We start from the raw sequence: 19,654 nt of genomic DNA on the forward strand, positions 1-19,654 counted from the left end.
GTCAGGTCTGATCGGGCAACCAGTCAGGGCGGCGGGTCTCGACAAACGCGTCGCGGTCATGGCTCACCCGCCATTGCGGGGCTCGCTTCTGCAGAAACGCGGTGAAGGCTTCAATCTGCTCGGCGGTACCGATCGACGACCAGTAGCCGGAGACGTCGACGGCTGGCAGCGCACGGGCCATCTCCCGCTTGACCGCGGCGCGTGCTGCTGGGCCCGTCTTGCGGACCCGATCCAGCAATGCGTCAACCTCGTCTCGTAGGTTGTCGTGCGCCACCACCTTGCCGACCAGGCCTAGCCGCTCAGCCTCGGCTGCATCGATCCAATCGTTGCCGTAGATCAGGTGATTGGCCCGCAGTGTGCCCAGGCGTTGCGGCAGTCGGGCGGCGACAAACGCTTCGTATACGCCGCGAGTCAGGTCGGGAACCCGGAACCGCGCGCGGTCGGAGGCAATGACCAGATCCGCGAACAGCGTCATGACGAGACCACCGCCCAGTGCAATGCCGTTGACCGCGCAGACAACCAATTTCGGTATCCTGCCTAAGGTTTCGAACGGCGTCCCGTCGTAGGACTCGGTAAAGGCATCCCAACGCCGATCCGGATTGCCGACGGCATTCATGTCACCGCCAGCGCAAAACGACTCGCCGGTGCCGGTAATCAGCAGAAAGTCCAGTCCGGGTTCGTCAGCTACGATCATCGCGGCGCGCTTGATGCCGTGGTATCCGTCCGCGGTTACGGCGTTCTTCTTCTCCGGCCGGTTGATGGTGACAGTCAGGGTGTCGCCCTCGATTTTTCCGGACAATTCGGCTGTGCCCAGGTCGATCTCGACCGATTTCGGTAGTGCGGTCACTGCTCGTCAATCACCGCGAGCAATTTGCCAACGTCATAAGTGTTGCCTGCCTCCACTTTCCAGGCGACCACTCCGGTGGCGGGTGCTTCAATGTCCATTTCGACCTTGTCGGTGGCGATCTGGTAGAGCGGATCCCCTTCGGCAACCCGTGCGCCGTCAGCCACGTGCAGCTGAATCAGCTCTGCTTCGGTGATCGCGTCACCCGGTTTGGGCATCCGTATCTCGATCAAAGTACCCTCCTGACGGCGTCAACGATTCGGGCGGCGTCCGGACGGCAGGCAGCCTCCAGCGTCGCCGCGCGTGGGACGGGGGTGTACGTGCCGGCGACGCGCTGAATGGGGCTGGTCAGCACACCGAACAATTCGGTGCCGACCGCAGCCGCGATTTCCGCTCCGGGGCCGCAGAATCCCACCGACTCGTGCGCCACGATCAACCGGCGGGTCTTCCGCGCCGAATCTACGACGGTAGCCAGGTCGAGCGGAACCAGCGTCCTTAGATCGACGACCTCAACGGAAACGCCCTCGCTTTCAAGCTGGTTGGCGGCTCCGAGTGCGGCGTGCACGGTGCTGCCGTAGCTGCAGATCGTGACGTCGGTACCGAGCCGCTTGACGTCGGCCTGCCCAAGCGGGATCAGGTAGTCGGCCGTCGGCACCGGTCCCTTGCCGCCTCCGTAGAACAGCTTCATCGACTCGATGAACAGACACGGGTCATCCTCTGCCAGGCACGCATTGAGCAGACCCACCGCGTCGGCGGCGGTACTGGGCCACACCACTTTGATACCGGGGGTGTGCATCGCCCAAGCCTCGAACGCCTGCGAGTGCTGGGGCCCGGCGGCAGTGCCAACCATGGCTCGGATGATCATGGGCGCACCTTTTCGGCCGCCCGACATGTAGCGGATCTTCGCCGCATGGTTCGCGATCTGGTCCATCGCCACCCCAAGGAAATCGACGAACATCAACTCGGCCACTGGCCGCATTCCGGCCAGCGAGGCGCCGAGGGCCGCGCCGATGATCGACGATTCGGCGATCGGCGTGTCGCGAACTCGTTCAGCCCCGTATTTGGTGGAGAGTCCCGCGGTGATCTTGAACATTCCGCCGGCCGGATCGGCGATGTCCTCGCCGAGCAGGATGATCGAATCGTCGGCGGCCATGGCGCGGTCCAGCGTACGGTGAATCGCTTGCACCAGGCCGAGGTTCTCGGTCTCGCCGCTGGGTATGGCGGCGCGCTCGGTCACCGCCGACGCTAGCTCGATCCCGTTGTGGGCGAATACGTCTCGGGTGAGTTCGTCGAGTGACGGCGGCTCGGCCTCGCGGGCCGCGGTGAAGGCCGTATCAATCTCGGAGATGAGTTCGGCGTCGAGTCGGTCGAGTTCGGCTTCGGAGGTCACGCCGTGTTCGATGAGTCGGCGACGGTAGTTGTCGAATGGCGGGTTTGCGCGTCTGGCGGCAAGTTCGTCCGGATCGGCGTAGGGCATCTGGTCACCGAAATAATGGCCCTGCAACCGGTAGCCGACGGCTTCGACGAACGAGGGGCCGCCCCCGGATCGGGCGCGCTCCACTGCGCTCGTTACTGCGCTGTAGACGAGCTCGGGGTCGGTCCCGTCGACGCTCGCGCCGGGCATCCCGTAGCCGGCGGCGCGGTCGGACAGGCGTTCGGTGCGGGTGTAGCCGGCAATCGGCGTACATTCTGCCCAGGCGTTGTTCTGGCAGAAGAACACCACCGGCAGCCGCCAGAGCGAGGCCATGTTCATGGCCTCGTGCACGTAACCGATGCTGGTGGCGCCGTCCCCGAAGCTCACCAACACCACCTGGTCGCTGCGCCTCATCGACGCGGCAAGGGCAATCCCGTTCGCGATGAGTGGCCCCGCGCCGACAATGCCGGTGGTCCAAGCGATGCCGTGGTCGGGGTCGTATATGCCCATAGCCCCGGCCTTGCCTTTCGACAGGCCGGTGCTTCTGCCCAGTATCTCCCCGAAATAGCCAGCCAGATCAATGCCTTTGGCCACCACATCGCCCAAACCGCGGTAGGTGGTCACGATCTGGTCGTCGTCGGCCAGCGCGAGCGCCGCCCCTGCCGACATCGCCTCCTGGCCGTCGACAGGCCAGTAACTCATCGCGATTTCACCGGACGACAGCCCCTTGCGGACACGCTGATCGGCGTGGTGCACCTTGCTCATCAGCCGGTACAGCTCAACGGCACGGTCGCTGCTGAGCGTTTGATACCCGACATCCACCGGCGTCGCCATCGGCGCTCCTTCCATCTGACGGCGAGTCTACAATATGACGAATTATGTTCAGTCGTATCGTGAGGTGCCCATTTCCGCGACCGCGTTGTCGAGCTGCGCCGTGACCAGCATCCGATCGAAGTAGCAGCGCTCCAGGATCAGGTTGGGCCGTCAAAGCCGAACAAATTCATGCTGAGCATGTCGATCGACGTGCCCGGCGAGGTGGTTCGGGTTTCCACGACCAACCCCCGGTCGCCGTGGAAGATGGCTTCGGCGGTGAACTGAAGCCTCGGCGGCTGCGCCCACTGGTTCAGCAACATCGCGCGTACCGCGTCTTCACCATCGAAAACCATTCCGGTAGGGATGATTTCGTACCGTGGGTGGGTGAAGGTGGCCATTGCTGCATCGATGTCGCAGGCGTTCTCGGCGGCGACATGGCGAAGTACCAATTCCTCGCGAACTCGCCGCAACCCGGCGTCGCTGCTCACTGCGGCTCCGACGGCGGCTGGAAGACTGGGAGTTGGCGGCCGTCGCCGAGTGGGACCCAGCTGACCTCGACCCGGTCCCCAACGACGGGTATCGCACCAAAGACGTTGGACATCATTCGGGCGCCTTCGTCCAGATCCACCAGCACTACCGAATACGGAACCTTATCGGCCAGAGCGGGAAACGCGGGCCGGTGGTGCACGCTGACGGCGTAAACGACTCCCTTGCCGCTGAGCTTCTCCCACCCCAGCGATGTTTCACCGCAATATGGGCACACGTACCGCGGATACCACACCAGTCGGTCACAAGGGCCGCAGCGTTGCATGGTCAGTTCGCGGCGCCGGGTTGCGTCCCAGAATGCCGCTGACACTGGGCTGGGATCGGGCACTGGCAGGGTCTCGCTCATAGCGTGGCCTCCGTTCCGAGGATCACGGTGGAGGTCGCCGACAGCACTCCGCCGGTGCCGTGCGCGACCGCCGTGTGCGCGTCCGGCACCTGCCGTTCGCCGCAGTCACCGCGCAGTTGGCGGGTGGCCTCCACGAGCAGGAACGCGCCGAACGCACCGGGATGGGTGTACGCCAGACCACCGCCCGAAGTCTGGCCTGGCAGCGCACCGCCCGGGGCCAGCGCGCCGCTGCCGACGAAAGGTCCGCCTTCTCCCTTGGCGCAGAAGCCGAGATCTTCCAACGCGAGCAGGACGGTGATGGTGAACGAGTCGTACAGCTCGACCACGTCGATCTCGCCCGGGGTCAGCCCCGCGGCCCGGAACGCAGCGGGGCCCGACACGGCGCCTGGCGTCACGGTGAGATCGGGCATTTGCGAGATCATCGCGTGCGATGCCGCCGAGGCCGCCCCGAGGACCATTGCCGGCGGCCGGCGTAGCTCGCGGGCGCGATCGGCGCTGGTCATCACGATGGCCGCGGCACCGTCGGTGACCAGGCAGCATTCCAATTTGTGCACCGGTTCGGCAATGAAACCGGACTCGAGTACGTCCTCTACCGTGATCGGATCACGCAGGTAGGCAAGCGGATTCCGCTGCGCCCAACGCCTGGTGTCGACGGCGATCTGAGCGAGCTGCTCAGCGGTGGTTCCGTAAGTGGCCATGTGGCGGTTGGCGGCCAACGCATACGCGCTGATCGGCAGCATGACGCCATAGGGGGTTTCCCACTCCAGCCGCTCGGGTGTGGCGAAGACGCCGAGTCCCTTCTCGCCGCGCTTGCGGGCCGCGCGCGGGGTGGAGGCGTAGACGATCACGACGGTCTCGGCGACGCCGGCGGCGATCGCCGCGGCGGCATGCTCGACATAGAGCCCGTAGCTGGCACCGCCGGTCTGGGTGGCATCGGTGAACCTTGGTGCGATCCCGAGATATTCGGCCAGTTCGACCGAATGCATCAGGGTGCCGCCGGTGCAGGTACACAGCCCGTCGACGTCGCGCAGCGACAGGCCGGCGTCGGCCAGAGCCGCCGTGATCACGCGGGCCTCCAGCTCGCGCACCGGAACATCGATCACCCCGGACGGCGAAACCTCCTCGGCCACACCGACGATGGCAGCGGCACCCCGGATCTCGGCCGTCACGCTTGCGCCTCCTCGAAGAGTTTGCGTAGTCCTGGTTGGCTGACCTTCAGCGAAGGCGTCCGGGGCAACTCGTCGACCACGATCAACCGCGCCGGGACTTGGTAGCGGCTCAGTCGATCGCGCAGGAATTCCAGCAGTTGGTCAGGTGTCGCAGTGGCGCCGGAGGCCAATTCGACCGCGGCGACCGGGACCTGACCGAGACGCTCGTCGGGCAATCCCGTCGAGCCTGCGTCGCGCACCGCGGGATGGCTCCGCAACGCCTTGACGATGTCGTTGGGGGACACCTTGAAGCCTCCGCGGATGATTGCGTCGTCGGTGCGGCCGTCGATGAACAAAAAGCCATCGCGATCGATGCGACCGAGATCGGTTGTGGCCACCCAGTGGCCGCCGGTGGTCCGTACTTCGATGCGTCCCTGCTGCCCAGCTGCCATTTCGGTGCCATCCGTGACGGATACGATACGAACTTCGCGCCCTTTCTGCGGCCGGCCCACGCTGCCTCGCTTCCGCTCCGCCCACTCGCGGTGCAGCGCGAGGTTCCAACCGGCGACCCCACCGGCGAACTCGGTGGCGCCGTAGGACGGCAGCACGGCCACGCCGTAGCGCTTTTCGAAGGCGATCTGCACCTCCGCCGGCAGGGGCGCCGTCCCGGAGGTCACTACCTCGACGCTCAAGAACGCTTCGGGGGGCACGTCGGCATCAAGGACCATTGCCAACGCTGACGGAACCAAACTGACGGCACGGGGGCGATGACGGGTGACCAGATCGACGAACTCCGGCACCCGAAACCGCTCGAGCAACGCGATCTTTCGCCCCTCAGAGATGTTGAGCAACGTGCGGAACAGCCCAGACATGTGCACCAACGGTGAGGAGACGATCGCCACTCCTGACCGGAGCCTGACCTGTGGCTCGCCGGACGAGCTGTAATGTGCACTCGCGGCCGCAATAGTGTGCTCAAAAGATCGATACGACAGTGGAATCCGCTTGGGCGGACCGGTAGTGCCGCTGGTCAGCATCTCGACGGCAATGGGGTCGGGATCCAGGTGCGCCGCGCGGAACGGTCCCGGGCCCAGTCGGTCCAGGCCGGAGACGGATCGGCAGGCGGTCGGATTGATGTCGACCTGCAGCCCGAGCGCGCCGCCGGCGGCCAGGGGGACGTCAAGGCGGCGCCAGTCCGCCGGCAGTGCAATCAAAGCAGGTACCCGCACGCCGGCGATGTCGGCGTTCAAGCCGGTGTCACCGTGCGACGGGTTGATCGTCACCACACAACCACCCGCGAGCAGCACGCCGAGCAATGCCCCAACCATCGCCGGATGATTGCGCAGGATTAAGCCGACCGCCGGACGTTGGCTCAAACCTACTGCGGTCAGTCGTTTCTCGACTTCGCCCGCGATGGTCGCCAATGTCTGCCAATCAGTCCAACTGTCTCGGTACTCAATGGCGGGTGCGGCTGGGTCGAGTGCCAGAACCGCGCGCAGGCGGGCGGCCAGCGGCTGGCTCAAACTGCGGCGGCCGCGAGTTCGGTGGCGGCCGGAATCACCTCTTGGGCAAACAATTTCATCGACTCATAGACCTTCTTGCGGTCCATCGCCCCGCCGCGCGACATGCGCAACATGATGTTGCGCCAACCCATGTCGATCACGGTCCGCATCTTGGTAAGAATCCGGTCGGGGTCGCCCATGAGAGTGAGGTGGGAATTCAGCACTTGTTCGTAACTCTGCTTGTCGTGCTTTTCGAACCAGTCCGAGTACGCCTTGTAATCGGCCGGTATCTCCCCGCCCCGCTCGAAGGGGTTGGAGTACTTGCGGTGGGTCTGAATGGACAACTCGACGCTGTCCCGTGGATAGCTGCGGGCGAATCCGTCGTCCTGGTGGCAGAAGGCGTTGAGGAGCGCCCAGACATTGCCGGTAGCGGCATCGAGACCCTTCTTGGATTGCACGTCGAGGTAAATATCGAGTGCGCCCTGCAGATCCGGATCTACTTGATATGGATTGCCGATGATCGCACCGAATCCTTTGTCGGCCAACCACTCGAAGCTCGATGGTGTTTTCATCACGGTGCCCCAGATCGGCACCGGACGCTGTACCGGCCGCGGATAGATCGTGACGTCGTCGATGTGAAAGTACCTGCCGTGGAAAGTGACGTTCTCCTCGCTGAGCAAGCGATGAACAATCTCCACGCATTCCTGATAACGTCCCGTCGCCTCGTCCATCGATACACCGAAGCCCTTGAACTCGTGCGACTGGTAACCGCGACCGAAGCCGGCATCGAACCGCCCGCCGGAAAGCGTATCGACCAAAGCGATGCGCTCGGCCAGTTGGATCGGACTGTGAAACGGCGCGACCATGCAGGCGGTACCGATCCGGATACGGTCGGTCTGTGCGGCAATGGCCGTGGCAATCTGCGGCAGGTCGGCCAGCATCCCGTAGGGGGAGAAGTGGTGCTCGGCCAACCAGACTTCGTCGTAGCCGAGTTCTTCGGCCCAACGCGCTTCCTGCAGTACGTTGGCCAGCACTTCCCGGTCGCTGAGGTGGTTCGGCTTGTCGCCGAGGATGAATACGCCGAATCGCATGCCGTCCTCCCGTCCCGGGCCTCGCCGGGGTTTCGAACAAGTAGTTGCAGTAACTGCCACTATATTGCACGATTAAACAGATGACGTCAATCCGTATAGCAGGAGGATGAGTGGGCCTCACCGCATCCGTGATCGGGAAAACCTTGAGCCCAAGCACATTCCGCTGGGACGCTACTGACGCGATCCTGTATGCGCTGGGCGTCGGGGCCCGCCCGCCGGCAGAACTACCGCTCCTCAACGAGGCGAACGGACCGGAGGTGCTGCCCACTTTCGCCCTGATAGCCAACTGGTGGGCGGTCAAGGACCTGCGCAGCGCGCTCGACCTCGGGACGTACCCGATCGTGCACTCGGCGCAGTCGCTCGTACTCCATCGCCCGATCGGTCCCAGCGGCGAACTGTCGGTGCAGGCCGAGGTTTCGGCGTTGTGGGATAAGGGCAAGCACGCCGCGGTGGAGGTGGTCGGTCGTGGATGCGATGCCCAGGGCACCGTGTTCGTCGCCCGTTCGCAGACCATGGTCCTGGGCGCGGGCGGGTTCGGCGGTCCCCGTGGTCCCAGCGCTGAGCCCGATCCCGACGCTGCGCCGGATGCGGTGTACGACGACGTGATCCGGCCCGAACAGGCCGCGATCTACCGACTGTCCGGAGACCGTAATCAGTTGCACATTGACCCCGCAGCGGCCCGCAAATTCGGCTTTGACGACGTCTTCCTGCACGGTTTGTGTACCTTGGGCTTCGCCGCGCGGGCGGTGATCAATGCGATCGGCGGTGGAGCTCCGCAACGGTTGACATCGTTGAGTTGTCGATTCGCCAAACCCGTGCAACTCGACGCTGAGTTGCGTACCCAGATGTGGCGAAGCGGGCAGGAGGTCCGGTTCCGAACGTTGCAAGGCGACGCGGTGGCGCTCAGTTCCGGAAGTGCCACCCTGGCAGGAGGTTGATCATGGATCAACGACGAGCCCGCGGGTTACGCAACCGTCAAGCGCTGATCCAAGCGGCCGTCGAGTTGTTCACCGCGCACGGCTATGAGTCGGTCACCATCGAGCAGATCTCGGCCGTCGCCGGCGTGGCACCGCGGACCTTCTTCCACCACTTCGCCGCTAAAGAGGACATCTTGTTCGACGGGTACGCCGAGCGCTTGGAGGAGGCCACGCGCCGATTCCGGGCCGCCGCGTGCCAATCGTCGAACTCACTGTGGGACGCCCTGGCGGATGCGTCCTCGGCGGTGGCCCGGGCAATAGCGGAGTCACCCGAGATCTTCCTGGCGCGCGCACGGATGTACCACAGCATGCCCGCGTTGCGCGCAACGATGCTGCGGATCAACGAGGACTGGATTGATCAACTCACTGCCGAAGTAGCCCGATGGTTGAATAGCGACTCCGCAGCCGATTTGCGGCCGCGGCTGGCTGCGACGCTGATCAACAGTGCCAACCGGGCCGCCATCGACGTATGGGTCGCCGGTGGCGGTAAGGCTGACCTACGGCGGTTGATGGCCGATTCGGTCGAACTACTACGGCCCTCCGTTGCTGCGATCGAACAAGCCGCAACCGGCGCGGGAAGTCAACGTGTCGGATGAGGCGCTGCCGCTGGCGATCGTCACCGGGGGAGCGCGGGGCATCGGTGAGGCCATTGTGGCGGAGCTGATCGCCACCGGCCATCGGGTGGCCGCGCTGGATGTCAATGCCAAAGCCATTGCTGTGGCCAAGGATTCGAATGCAGCCCGGGCGGGGCTGCTGATGCCGGTCGAGTTGTCTATTACCGACCGGGATGCGGTAGAACGCGCGCTTGGTGAGCTGGCCGAGCGCCACGGACCCGCCCATGCGTTGGTCAACAATGCCGGCATGACCCTACCTGCAACCTTTTTGGATCAAACCGATGAGGACTGGGATCGGATCGTCGATGTCAACCTCAAGGGTACGTTCGTGGTGGGTCAGGTCGCGGCCCGGCAGATGGTGGCCGAAGGCCGCGGCTCGATTGTCAACGTCAGCTCGGTCTCGGCTCATGGTGTGCGCACTGGTCCGCCCGCGTACGCGGCTGCCAAGGCCGGAGTGGAAGGACTCAGTCGGTTGATGGCCGTCCAGCTGGGTCCGCTCGGAGTTCGCGTCAATACCGTGGTGGTCGGTACCACGGCCACGCCGTGGTTACTGTCGCGCAAGAGTGAAGACGAGCTGGCGCGGATGCGCCGAACGACGCTGACCGGCCAGATCGGGGATCCTGGCGACGTAGCCAGCATGGTCGCATTCCTGTGTTCTCCTGCGGCCAAACACATCACCGGCCAGCTCATCTCGATTTCCGGTGGGCAATGGATGCCGTAGCGGTTGCGCGGTACAGTAAGACACTTAGTGCTTGAGTGTTTAGCTATGTGAGGATGGCCGTGGATCTGAAGCGGATTTTGTTCGATGTCAGCCAACACGTCGCGACAATCACGATCAACCGCCCGGAGCGGCTCAACGCGACCGACGACCTCACCCGCACCGAATTGGGCATGGCATGGGCTCGAGTGCGCGAGGACCCCGGTATTCGGGTCGCCATTATCACCGGCGCCGGCGACCGGGCTTTCTCTGCGGGACAGGACATCCGGGCCACCGCCGAGGGTGGCATCCGCAACAAGATCCCCGGCTCGCGCCTGCATCACAACGTCTGGAAGCCGGTCATCTGTGCGCTGAACGGCATGGCGGTGGGCGGCGGTCTGCACCAAGTGGCCGACTCGGATCTGATCATCGCGGCCGAACACGCCGAGCTGATCGACACGCATCTTGCGGTCGGCAATGTCTTCGCCCTTGAGGCCGCGGTGTTGTTGCGCAGAATGCCGTTGTCCATGGTCATGCAGCTGGCGTTGATGACCAAGGAGGGTCGCATCAGTGCTCAGCGCGGCTACGAGATCGGGCTGATCAACGAAGTGGTGCCCGCCGACCAACTGCAGGCCCGGGCGCGCGAAATCGCTCTGGGCATCGCGAAATTGTCACCGGCGACCGTGCAGGCATCCATCAAAGCGATGTGGACCAGCCTGGATGTCGGACTGCACGCGGCGAACGACGTCGCCTATCGCTATGTGCTGCAGCATCAGCTGACCCATCCCGATTATCGAGAGGGGATGGTCGCGTTCGCCGAGAAACGTGAGCCTCGTTGGGTCGTGCAATGACGGCGGATACCCAGTGAAGCGGACCTTCCACTACGAGCCGTTACCGTACCCGGCGGTGGCTCCAGCGATGCTGAGCGCGTTGGCTTCTGCCTATGGTCACAACGATATGGTCGTTTCCTCGATTGGCGATGGCCGCGTCGAGCGAATCACCTATGGGCAGGCCGACGCGCGTTCGGCCGAACTGGCCCGCCGTCTGCTGGCCGCAGGGGTTACCAAAGCTGTCCGGGTCGGGGTCATGGCAGCCAACGGGCCGGATTTCGTCGTCGCCTTCTTGGCGGTTACGCGCATCGGGGCGGTCGCGGTGCCGATCAACACCTTCTTCCGGGCGGCGGAATTACGGTGGCTGTTGCGTGACGCCGACATCCACACGCTGCTGGCGGTCGACACATTGCTCGGCAAAGACCTGCTGGTTCGGATAAGTGAGGCAATCGGGGATGTCCCCGCCGGGGGTGGGCAGCTGGCGCTGGAGCGGCTTCCTCAGCTGCGCAATGTGTTTGCCCTCGGCGAGACTGGCCGCAGCTGGCCCACCGCATGGCCACAACCGATGCCCGAGGCATTCCTGCGTGCGGCCGAAGCGACAGTGCGGCCAGCGGACGATCTCGTGGTCATCTACACATCGGGCAGCACATCGGATCCAAAAGGGATCATCCACACTCACGCCGCCGCCATTACGCACTCCCGATTCATCGCCACCCAACACGAATGGAAGCCGCACGACCGGGTTTATGTCCCGATGGCATTCTTTTGGGTGGGGGGTCTGGTGTTCGGGTTGCTGGGCCCGATGCAAACCGGAGCGACGATTCTGACCGAGCACAAGTTCGAGCCGGGAGATGTATTGCGGCTGCTCTCCTCCGAACGTGCGACGTACACAACGGGTTTCCCGCACATCGGACCGGCGCTGGCCAACCACCCCGACTTCGCCCGCACCGATTTGTCGACGCTGCGCGACGGGTACCAGCAGGTACTGCTGGCGCCGGAGCTGAGGGTGGCTGATCCGACGCTGCGGGTGGCCCAGCTCGGCATGACCGAAACCTGTAGCTCACACACGTGGTGGCCGCCGCACGAGCCGGTGCCCGAGAGCAAGCGCGGCTCGCTCGGTGTCTCCGCACCCGGATACGAACACAAGATCGTCGACGGTTCCGGCGTCGAAGTACCCACCGGCACGGTAGGTGAAATCTGCGTGCGGGGAACGGCGATGATGCGCGGGATGGTTGGCCGCGAGCGCACCGACCTGTTCGATACCGACGGCTGGTACCACACCAAGGACGCCGGCTATCTCGACGATGACGGGCACCTGTATTTCACCGGCCGGATCGACGACATGATCAAGACGTCGGGCGCCAACGTCGCGCCGGTTGAAGTCGAGGCCGTGATCAGCCAGATCGACGCGGTCCGGATCGCCTACGTCATAGGCATACCCGACGCCGAGAAGGGGGCTGTGGTGTGCGCGGTGGTGGTGCTCAACGAGGGCGAAGGTGCGGGCAGCGACGAGTTGATCGCGACCTGCCGAGAACAGCTGGCCGCCTACAAGGTTCCGAAGCGTTGGGTGATCCTGTCCAGTGCCGACAAGCTGCCGTACACCACAACCGACAAGATCGACAAGGCACGACTGGCCCAGCTGGTGGCCGCCGCGGAGCTGACATGACGGACCTGGCGGCACTCGAGGCGCGGATTGAACGTCTGGAAGCACTGGACGAGATCAGGCAACTGGCCGCCAAATATGCTGTGGCCTTGGACATGCGCGACTTTGACACCTTGGCGAACCTTTTTGTGCCCGATGTGGGTGTACCGGGAAGGCGGCGCGGTCGCGAAGCATTGAGGCAATGGTACGACACGGAGATCCGGCGCTCGCTGCTGGGCAGCGCCCACGGCGTGCTGGGTCATGTCATCGACATCCATGACGGATGTCGGGCCACGGGATTGGTCTACTCCCGCAACGATCTGGAGACGGAGTCGGCATGGGTTATCGAGTTGCTGGCATATCTGGACAGCTACGAAAAGCGAAATGGAAGTTGGTATTTCGCTCGAAGGACGCCCTTGTTCTGGTATCAGAGCGACATCACTGATCCGCCCGTAGGCCCGCACAAGATGCGTTGGCCGGGCACCACCGCGCACGATGGCGCCTTTCATGAGGCGTTTCCATCCTGGGATGCATTTCAGCACGCCGACCCCGGACGTTTCGACCAGCCCGTACCGGCTCCTGCGGCAGTGGGGTGCTGGTTGCAGACGCTGCGTCGCGGGCGGGACACCCCGCGGGTCGATCCAACGGGCCGGAGCGGTGGCGAGTGCTGACATGGCGAACGGCACTAGGCATTTCGCGCTCAGCGATGACCAGAACGAGCTACGTCGCACCGTCCGTGCGTTTCTGGAGAACAAGGCCGATGAAGCCGCCGTACGCCGGCAGCTGGAATCTCCCATCGGCTACGACGCCGCGGTCTGGCGTCAGATGTCCGCTCAGCTCGGCCTGACGGGACTGGTGATCCCAGAGGATTTGGGTGGCCAGGGCTTCACGTTCGTCGAACTCGGCATTGTCGCCGAGGAACTGGGTAGATGTCTGCTGCCTACACCATTTTTCGCCTCGGCCGTTCTTGCCGCGGGCCTCCTCCTCAATGCTGGTGATCCGGGCGCGCAGACCCGGTACCTCCCAGGTATCGGCACGGGTTCCACGATCGCAACCGTGGCAGTCACCGAGAGTTCAGGGCACTGGCAGCCCGAAAGTATCCAGGCAGGCGCCCGCACTGAAGGGGACCGATGGGTGCTGGACGGGACCAAGACCTACGTTCTGGACGGCTGTAGCGCCGACGTGATGCTCGTGGCCGCACGAACCGCAGGCGGGATATCTCTGTTCGCCGTCGAGGACTTCGACACGGTGGCGCGCCGCCCGTTGTCGACCCTCGACCCAACGCGCAAGCAGGCCCGCGTCGAGTTCAGCGCCACCCCTGCACGACTCATCGGACACGAGGGACAGGGCTGGCCAGTCCTGGCGCGAACCCTTGCATTGGGCGCCTCGGTGTTGGCGGCCGAACAAGTCGGCGGCGCCCAACGATGCCTGGAGATGGCCGTTGACTACGCCAAGGTTCGCAAGCAGTTCGGCAAGCCGATTGGATCGTTCCAAGCGATCCGGCATAAGTGCGCCGACATCTACCTCGACGTCGAATGTGCCCGTGGGGCGGCCTATTACGCCCTGCAATCGGCTGCGGCATTGGCCGACGAACTGCCGGCCGCAGCGTCGTTGGCCAAGGCCTGCAGTTCAGAAGCCTATGCACATGCCGCCGCGGCCAACATCCAGATCCACGGCGGCATCGGTTTCACCTGGGAACATCCTGCCCACCTGTATTTCAAGCGCGCCAAATCCTCCGGACATCTGCTGGGGAACGCGACTTTTCACCGGGCGTTGCTCGCCGACCTGGTCGGTATCTGAGGCACTCAGAAGTCGGTCCCGCCGTCGATATTTATCGCCGCGCCGGTGAGGTAGGCGGCGCGGTCGCCCAGCAGGAATGCGATCAACTCTCCGGCTTCCGTCGGTTGACCACCCCGACCAAGCGCCACCCGCATGTTCCAGTCCGGATTGCTGGCCAGGTGGGTGTATATCGCGTCCTGCGCCGGCACGCCGTACTCGGCGGCGCGCTGCGCCCGGATGAAGTCGTTGACCTCGGTATCGAAGAGCCCCGGGCATACCGTGTTGACCCGGATTCCGTCGGACCCATGCGTTTTCGCCAGGATCTTCGATAGCGTCAGCACGGCTGCCTTGAGGGCGTTGTAGGGCGGAATCAGTACCTTCGGTGCCCGGACGGAATAGGCGGCGGTGGTCACGATCGTTCCGCCGCCGTTGCGCTGCAGGTGCGGTATGACCGCCCGGCACGAACGCACCGTCGCCATCAGGATCATTTGGTAGTACCAATCCCAGGACTCGTCTGAATGCTCAAGAAACGGCCCCTGTTGGTTCATCGGTCCCGCGGTGACGGCGAGGCCGCGCAGCGGGCCGAGGCTGGAAGCGGCCTGCTTGATGGCGCGTTCGACGCCGTCACCGGGGGCCGCGGCGTCGACCGCAATGCCGACCGCGCGGATCCCATGCTGTTCGGCCAACTGTGCTGCGCGGGCGTCGGCGCGCTGCTCGTCGCGCGCCAACAGAGCAACATTCGCGCCATCGGCAGCGAGCCGCTCGGCGGCGGCGAATCCGATGCCGGTAGTGCCGCCCACCAGGACGAAGTTGCCTCCTGAGATGCCGAGGTCCACGGTGTCTCCCCTGGGTCGATTTGGTGCGTTGCGCTAGTAGTTCAACTAAACATAGTGTGTACTATTGTTCTTTATTGTCGTGTTGGGGGCGGCGGTGGGTATCCCCGGAGAGGGCGCCATGGCTGAACGGACGCTGGCCGGCAAGCGCGTTGTGGTCGTCGGTGCCTCGGCGGGCATCGGGCGGGCCTTCGCGGTACGCGCCGGAAAGGAAGGAGCGGTTCTGCTCGCCGCGGCCCGTCGGCCGGATCGGCTGGCCGAAGCCGTTGCCGAGGCCGGTTGCGGCACGCCGGTTGTCGCGGACGCACGCAACGCCGAGGACTGCGCACGCATCGCTGACACCGCTCGGGACTGCCTTGGCGCCATCGACCTGCTGTTCGTCTCCATCGGTTATGCCCCGCTTCGCATGTTCGTCGACACCTCGTCGGACGAGTGGTTCGACGTGCTGCAAACCAATGTGGTAGCTGTCCATCGCGTGGTGAAGGCGTGCCTGCCTGTGCTGGAGCCGGCGGCGGTGGTGGCGACCATGACCTCGGAAACCGTCGGGCAACCACGCTCAGCGCTTGGTGCCTATTCAAGCAGCAAGGCGGCGCTCGCTGAGAGCATGAACGCTTGGCGCACCGAACATCCCGAGTTCCGGTTCTGCAATGTCATGGTAGGTGGAACGGTGCCCACCGAGTTCACGGCGGCGTTTGATGCCGAGCTGTTGGGGGTTGCCGTGCAGCAGTGGATCGCTCGAGGTCTGCTGCAGCAGACGATGATGACGCCGGACGATGTCGCCGACGTGCTGGCGGGAATGTTTGCCAGCGTGCTGGACTTCCCGGGCGTCGGGCCCGAAAGCCTCGTCCTGCGGCCGGCCTCGCCGTTGGTGAGCCCGTGACCGTGGCTACCGATGGGAAGAACTGCAGATGACGACGACTCAAGTCCGATCGGCCTGGCCGGATCACCCCGACTACCAGATCGACACCGTCCCCTGTTCGCGGCCCGCCCAGGTCTGGTTCGGCGACGTCTTACTTGCCGAGAGCGATCGTTGCCTGGTGGTCACGGAGACCGATCACGACGATCGGCTCTATTTCCCGGAATCCGCTGTCCGCTGGGAACATTTCGCACCATCGGAGCACACGAGCGTATGCCCCTTCAAAGGACGAGCGAATTACTGGAATCTGACCGCGGCGGATCCAGCGATCGCCAACGTCGTCTGGACCTACCGCACGCCGTTGCCCGAGGTGGCGGCGATCGCCAACCATGTGTCGTTCTACCAGGACTCGCTGCGGGTGGTGCTGCTCGACGGCTGGCCGGACGGGTCGACGGTGGCCGCGTCCTTCCCGTTGTGGGGTGACGCCGAGGAGTTACGCAGGCTCATCGATGTGGTGCCCGACGGATCAGACCGGTTCCTCGGACCGGCTCATGGGCCGACTCGACGTAATGTTGTCGAGGGTGGTCAATTGTTAGCCGAATCCATCGTTGCCGTGGCCAAAACGTTTTCAGCGCAAAGGATAACGTCAGCTTCGATGATCTTCGCCAAGTCGGCTTCCTTCGACGCGCCAGTGGACGTCGCCGTCGAGACCCTTCGCCGGGGTCGGACATTTCGTCGGCGCACGTCAAGATCACCCAGAATGGGATATTGCGCAGCGCGGGTATCGTCCTGGCCGACGCCGGGGCCGGCGACGTCATGCGAGATGTCGAGCCGATGCCGGATCTGCCAGGACCAGAGGCGGCGATTCCGTACACCGGTTTCGGCATGACGGGTCGGGAGATTCGGGTCATCGATGCGGCATACGATCCCGACCCGGACCGGTTGGGACCCCCGGTCATCAATGCGTGGGTCCGCTTTCGCGACGACCCCGGTACGCCAGCTTTGCGAGCTGCTCTGCTTGCCCAGTCGACCACGCACTGGACCATCGCGGCGGCGATGCGACCGCACCGCGGATTCGGTGAAGCACGCGCACATATCACATTGTCAACTGGAATTATGAAGGCTGACATCGCCTTTCACGATGACGTCGACATCACGGACTGGCTGCTGTACATCAACCACGCCTTTTGGTCGGGCCGTGGGCTGGCGCAGGGCGACGGCCGGGTGTTCACCCAGGATGGGCGATTGGCGGCGTCGTACACCATCCAGGCGATGGTGCGTGAGTTCGCGCAAGATCCAGGGGCCATGGGCCATGACAGTCGCACGGCGATGTGAGCGAGAGCATATGACTTGTTCGGCACGGTGATGTCCGTAGTACGCCGATACCGATAGCTCGCTGCGCGGACCCCGGCGCTTGCCGGTACGGCGGACGCCGGGGTCTGATCTGTGCCCGAGGCGTATCGGACCGACGCGAGAACGTATGCTCAGCGCAGACCGTTGATCGCGAACTTCTCCACGTACTGCCGGACCGTCTCGGGCTTGGTCATGTCGAAGCTGAGGCCCTGATTGACCGTCGAGAACGAATACACGATCCGGGCCAGCCATTCACTGGCGGCCGTCACATCGACCCCGGCGCCGACCTCGCCGCGCTTCTGCGCGTCTCGGACATACGGTTCCAGAAACTTTGTCGTTCGGCGGACCGCGCTGTCGCCATCGGCAATCATGTGCCGCATGAGCTCGGCATCGTCGGCCATCAGTCGGTTGCGGGTGCGGTGGTCGAGAAGGATCGTCGCGTGCGTCTCGGCCATGGCACCGAGTTGTTCGGCCAGCGTGGCCTTGCCGGCCATTGCTGCGGCAACCTCGCGGTAAAACCGTTGAGCGCCATGCTCGATGGCTGCTTCGATAAGCACATCGCGGTCGACAAAATACCGGTAGATCGTGCCGCGCGAGACCTTGGCCATCCGGGCCACGTCCTGCACACTCGTGCGCTGAATGCCCAGTTGACTGAAACACTCGTTGGCGGCGTCCAAGATCTGCTCACGACGGTCGAACTCGTCGGCGACTTCGGCCTCGCCAGCGACTCGCTCGGTTGACATGACCTTCCTCCGGCTCTCAGACACTTTTCATAGCTGATGCTACGGGACAACCGATGTTCTAGTGTCACGGCGCACCAGTCGTTCAGCTGATGAAAGTTGTCTTCGTCTCCAGGTACTCCATGACTCCAGCCTGCCCATTTTCGCGTCCCAAACCTGACTGCTTCATCCCGCCGAACGGCGCGTGTGGTTGCAGTGACCATGAGTTCACGCCGACACTGCCGGCGCGCAATGCCCTACTGACTCGCAGCGCCCGGTTGACATCGCGGGTGTAGACGGCGGCACCCAAGCCGTACCTCGTGTCGTTGGCCAACCGGATCGCCTCGTCCTCGTCGGTGAAGCGAAGCACGCACAAGACCGGCCCGAAGATCTCGTCTTGTGCGACCGCCATCGAGTTGTCTGCGTCGACCAGAACCGTAGGGGCCACGAAATTGCCTGCGGTAGAAACGTTTTCGGCGCGTCCACCGCCGACGGCAAGCTGAGCGCCGTCGTCAACGGCACGCTCGATGTGTCCAAGGACGCGGCGCATATGCCGCGTGCTGATCATCGGGGCTGCCGAAACCTTCGGGTCGAAGGGGTCGCCGAACGCGGCGGCCGCCGCGAATCCGACCAGTTTTGCCACCACTTCGTCGTACACCGCGTCGTGTGCCAAAACTCGTGACTGGCAGACGCAGACCTGACCCGACAATCCCAGGAATGCGTTGCCTGCGGCGATCCCGACGGCCATTCCGAGATCGGCGTCGGCGAAGATCAGCGCCGGACTCTTGCCGCCCAATTCCAGCGAAACGCGGCCAATTCGGGCGCCAACCGTGGCCGCGATCGACCCGCCGACATCGCGACTCCCGGTAAATGACACCTTGTCGACGCGGGGATCTTCGACCAGAGCAGTGCCCACCGGATCGCCCGGGCCGGTCACGATGTTGAACACCCCGGCCGGCAGATCGGAGTGCGCTATCAGCTCAGCCATTCGAAGACTGACCAGCGGAGACAACTCCGACGGTTTTGCGACGACAGTACAACCCGCCGCTAGCGCTGGGGCAAGCTTCTGGGCGAACAAGCTCATCGGTGCATTCCACGGCGTGATGATCGCGGCGACACCGACGGGTTCGTGTGTCGTGAAGGTAAAGGGTTGGTTGGGTTCCCACTGCGGGTAAGTCTCGCCGGTGATCTTGTCGACCCAACCCGCACAGGTTTCGAAGAGATCAGCCGGGTATTCGGCGCCCATCTGGTAGAAACCCACGAACGAGCTGGGCGTCGCATTGTCCAGGGACAGCAACGCATTCAGGTTCGCCGCATCCGACCGAATCAGTTCAGCGATGGAACGCAGGAACCGCGCCCGATCGCGTCCGGGTAGCCGAGGCCAGGGGCCGTCGTCGAACGCGGTTCGCGCAGCAGTCACGGCGGCGTCGACCGCGGATCTGTCGGCGTTGGGTGCATGAAAGATCGCCTCGCCGCTTGCCGGGTGAATGTGCTGGATCGGTTCGGCCCGACCCTCGACCCACGAGCCGTCGATGAACATCTGCGGTCGCGGCAGCGTCACGCGTGACAAGTGTGGAAGCACCGAGATTGCGCTCACACGAGCAACACTAGTACAGTTTCTGTACTTGTGTAGAGCGTGCCGTCGGCGGAGCC

Annotated in this window: 21 protein-coding genes; 10 read left to right on the forward strand and 11 right to left on the reverse strand. The window is 64.3% G+C overall.

Annotation, left to right across the window (positions count from 1 at the left end):
• Position 1 precedes the first annotated feature (1 nt).
• From BN972_RS06240 to BN972_RS06275, 8 genes are all read right to left on the reverse strand, one after another.
• Positions 2–847: an enoyl-CoA hydratase/isomerase family protein gene (locus BN972_RS06240; RefSeq protein ID WP_036354103.1), complete on the reverse strand. Its 846-nt coding sequence runs from the start codon at positions 845–847 to the stop codon at positions 2–4.
• Positions 844–1,077: a biotin/lipoyl-containing protein gene (locus tag BN972_RS06245; RefSeq protein ID WP_036354106.1), complete on the reverse strand. Its 234-nt coding sequence runs from the start codon at positions 1,075–1,077 to the stop codon at positions 844–846. Before BN972_RS06245 ends, BN972_RS06240 begins: the two co-directional genes overlap by 4 nt.
• Complete coding sequence (locus BN972_RS30935) at positions 1,074–3,092, reverse strand: alpha-ketoacid dehydrogenase subunit alpha/beta (protein WP_051545299.1); 2,019 nt, start codon at positions 3,090–3,092, stop codon at positions 1,074–1,076. The genes BN972_RS06245 and BN972_RS30935 overlap by 4 nt, the downstream gene beginning before the upstream one ends.
• Positions 3,093–3,229: 137 nt before the next feature.
• Positions 3,230–3,559 (reverse strand): nuclear transport factor 2 family protein, encoded by a 330-nt coding sequence (locus BN972_RS27595; protein WP_235192380.1) that lies wholly within the window; start codon positions 3,557–3,559, stop codon positions 3,230–3,232.
• Positions 3,556–3,963, reverse strand: coding sequence for a Zn-ribbon domain-containing OB-fold protein (locus BN972_RS06260; RefSeq protein WP_036354108.1), 408 nt, complete (start codon positions 3,961–3,963; stop codon positions 3,556–3,558). Before BN972_RS06260 ends, BN972_RS27595 begins: the two co-directional genes overlap by 4 nt.
• Entirely contained in the window at positions 3,960–5,132 is a 1,173-nt protein-coding gene (locus BN972_RS06265; RefSeq protein ID WP_036354110.1) for an acetyl-CoA acetyltransferase, read from the reverse strand. Before BN972_RS06265 ends, BN972_RS06260 begins: the two co-directional genes overlap by 4 nt.
• Entirely contained in the window at positions 5,129–6,631 is a 1,503-nt protein-coding gene (locus BN972_RS06270) for a class I adenylate-forming enzyme family protein (protein WP_036354113.1), read from the reverse strand. Before BN972_RS06270 ends, BN972_RS06265 begins: the two co-directional genes overlap by 4 nt.
• Positions 6,628–7,701 (reverse strand): LLM class flavin-dependent oxidoreductase, encoded by a 1,074-nt coding sequence (locus BN972_RS06275; protein WP_036354116.1) that lies wholly within the window; start codon positions 7,699–7,701, stop codon positions 6,628–6,630. Before BN972_RS06275 ends, BN972_RS06270 begins: the two co-directional genes overlap by 4 nt.
• A 110-nt stretch (positions 7,702–7,811) precedes the next feature.
• On the opposite strand from BN972_RS06275, the gene BN972_RS06280 reads away from it, so the two are divergent.
• The 7 genes from BN972_RS06280 to BN972_RS06310 all read left to right on the forward strand — a co-directional run bounded on the left by BN972_RS06280 (position 7,812) and on the right by BN972_RS06310 (position 14,261).
• Positions 7,812–8,639, forward strand: a complete 828-nt coding sequence (locus BN972_RS06280; protein ID WP_051545083.1) for a MaoC/PaaZ C-terminal domain-containing protein — start codon at positions 7,812–7,814, stop codon at positions 8,637–8,639.
• Positions 8,640–8,641: 2 nt separating this feature from the next.
• Positions 8,642–9,274, forward strand: coding sequence for a TetR/AcrR family transcriptional regulator (locus tag BN972_RS06285; RefSeq protein ID WP_036354119.1), 633 nt, complete (start codon positions 8,642–8,644; stop codon positions 9,272–9,274).
• Entirely contained in the window at positions 9,264–10,013 is a 750-nt protein-coding gene (locus BN972_RS06290) for an SDR family NAD(P)-dependent oxidoreductase (RefSeq protein ID WP_036354122.1), read from the forward strand. Before BN972_RS06285 ends, BN972_RS06290 begins: the two co-directional genes overlap by 11 nt.
• A gap of 53 nt (positions 10,014–10,066) precedes the next feature.
• Positions 10,067–10,840 carry an enoyl-CoA hydratase-related protein gene (locus BN972_RS06295; protein ID WP_036354124.1) on the forward strand — a complete coding sequence of 258 codons (774 nt, stop codon included), beginning with the start codon at positions 10,067–10,069 and terminating at the stop codon, positions 10,838–10,840.
• A 106-nt stretch (positions 10,841–10,946) separates the two neighbouring features.
• Positions 10,947–12,485 (forward strand): class I adenylate-forming enzyme family protein, encoded by a 1,539-nt coding sequence (locus BN972_RS06300; RefSeq protein ID WP_235192381.1) that lies wholly within the window; start codon positions 10,947–10,949, stop codon positions 12,483–12,485.
• A complete protein-coding gene (locus BN972_RS06305) occupies positions 12,482–13,132 on the forward strand; it encodes a nuclear transport factor 2 family protein (protein WP_036354130.1) in 651 nt (216 codons plus the stop codon). Before BN972_RS06300 ends, BN972_RS06305 begins: the two co-directional genes overlap by 4 nt.
• A 1-nt stretch (position 13,133) precedes the next feature.
• A complete protein-coding gene (locus tag BN972_RS06310; protein WP_036354132.1) occupies positions 13,134–14,261 on the forward strand; it encodes an acyl-CoA dehydrogenase family protein in 1,128 nt (375 codons plus the stop codon).
• A 5-nt stretch (positions 14,262–14,266) separates the two neighbouring features.
• On the opposite strand, the gene BN972_RS06315 is transcribed toward BN972_RS06310, so the two are convergent.
• A complete protein-coding gene (locus BN972_RS06315; RefSeq protein WP_051545086.1) occupies positions 14,267–15,076 on the reverse strand; it encodes an SDR family NAD(P)-dependent oxidoreductase in 810 nt (269 codons plus the stop codon).
• A 64-nt stretch (positions 15,077–15,140) separates the two neighbouring features.
• Here BN972_RS06315 and BN972_RS06320 point away from each other — a divergent pair, with 64 nt between their 5' ends.
• Genes BN972_RS06320 through BN972_RS30190 form a run of 3 tightly spaced genes read left to right on the forward strand, consistent with a single transcriptional unit; the run spans position 15,141 to position 17,264 of the window.
• Positions 15,141–15,953: an SDR family oxidoreductase gene (locus tag BN972_RS06320; protein ID WP_235192382.1), complete on the forward strand. Its 813-nt coding sequence runs from the start codon at positions 15,141–15,143 to the stop codon at positions 15,951–15,953.
• A gap of 28 nt (positions 15,954–15,981) precedes the next feature.
• The gene (locus BN972_RS31125; protein WP_390176182.1) at positions 15,982–16,818 is read left to right on the forward strand and encodes a DUF427 domain-containing protein; all 837 of its coding nucleotides are present in this window, start codon (positions 15,982–15,984) and stop codon (positions 16,816–16,818) included.
• On the forward strand, positions 16,815–17,264 hold the full coding sequence (locus BN972_RS30190) for an acyl-CoA thioesterase (RefSeq protein WP_390176183.1): 450 nt from the start codon (positions 16,815–16,817) through the stop codon (positions 17,262–17,264). Before BN972_RS31125 ends, BN972_RS30190 begins: the two co-directional genes overlap by 4 nt.
• A 149-nt stretch (positions 17,265–17,413) precedes the next feature.
• Here BN972_RS30190 and BN972_RS06330 read toward each other — a convergent pair whose 3' ends face one another.
• Positions 17,414–18,025, reverse strand: a complete 612-nt coding sequence (locus BN972_RS06330) for a TetR/AcrR family transcriptional regulator (protein WP_036354135.1) — start codon at positions 18,023–18,025, stop codon at positions 17,414–17,416.
• A gap of 82 nt (positions 18,026–18,107) precedes the next feature.
• Positions 18,108–19,562, reverse strand: a complete 1,455-nt coding sequence (locus BN972_RS06335) for an aldehyde dehydrogenase family protein (protein WP_036354138.1) — start codon at positions 19,560–19,562, stop codon at positions 18,108–18,110.
• Positions 19,563–19,654 lie beyond the last annotated feature (92 nt).

Origin of the sequence: Mycobacterium asiaticum DSM 44297 (assembly GCF_000613245.1) — a bacterium.
GTDB classification, from domain to species: domain Bacteria; phylum Actinomycetota; class Actinomycetes; order Mycobacteriales; family Mycobacteriaceae; genus Mycobacterium; species Mycobacterium asiaticum.

What these genes read in the sequence shown, in the direction of transcription:
- BN972_RS06275 (WP_036354116.1), bottom strand. Translation starts at nt 7,701, where the DNA reads ATGCGATTCGGCGTATTCATCCTCGGCGACAAGCCGAACCACCTCAGC.
- BN972_RS06295 (WP_036354124.1), top strand. Translation starts at nt 10,067, where the DNA reads ATGGCCGTGGATCTGAAGCGGATTTTGTTCGATGTCAGCCAACACGTC.
- BN972_RS06260 (WP_036354108.1), bottom strand. Translation starts at nt 3,963, where the DNA reads ATGAGCGAGACCCTGCCAGTGCCCGATCCCAGCCCAGTGTCAGCGGCA.
- BN972_RS06305 (WP_036354130.1), top strand. Translation starts at nt 12,482, where the DNA reads ATGACGGACCTGGCGGCACTCGAGGCGCGGATTGAACGTCTGGAAGCA.
- BN972_RS30190 (WP_390176183.1), top strand. Translation starts at nt 16,815, where the DNA reads ATGACGGGTCGGGAGATTCGGGTCATCGATGCGGCATACGATCCCGAC.
- BN972_RS30935 (WP_051545299.1), bottom strand. Translation starts at nt 3,092, where the DNA reads ATGGCGACGCCGGTGGATGTCGGGTATCAAACGCTCAGCAGCGACCGT.
- BN972_RS06300 (WP_235192381.1), top strand. Translation starts at nt 10,947, where the DNA reads ATGGTCGTTTCCTCGATTGGCGATGGCCGCGTCGAGCGAATCACCTAT.
- BN972_RS31125 (WP_390176182.1), top strand. Translation starts at nt 15,982, where the DNA reads ATGACGACGACTCAAGTCCGATCGGCCTGGCCGGATCACCCCGACTAC.
- BN972_RS06310 (WP_036354132.1), top strand. Translation starts at nt 13,134, where the DNA reads ATGGCGAACGGCACTAGGCATTTCGCGCTCAGCGATGACCAGAACGAG.
- BN972_RS06330 (WP_036354135.1), bottom strand. Translation starts at nt 18,025, where the DNA reads ATGTCAACCGAGCGAGTCGCTGGCGAGGCCGAAGTCGCCGACGAGTTC.
- BN972_RS06285 (WP_036354119.1), top strand. Translation starts at nt 8,642, where the DNA reads ATGGATCAACGACGAGCCCGCGGGTTACGCAACCGTCAAGCGCTGATC.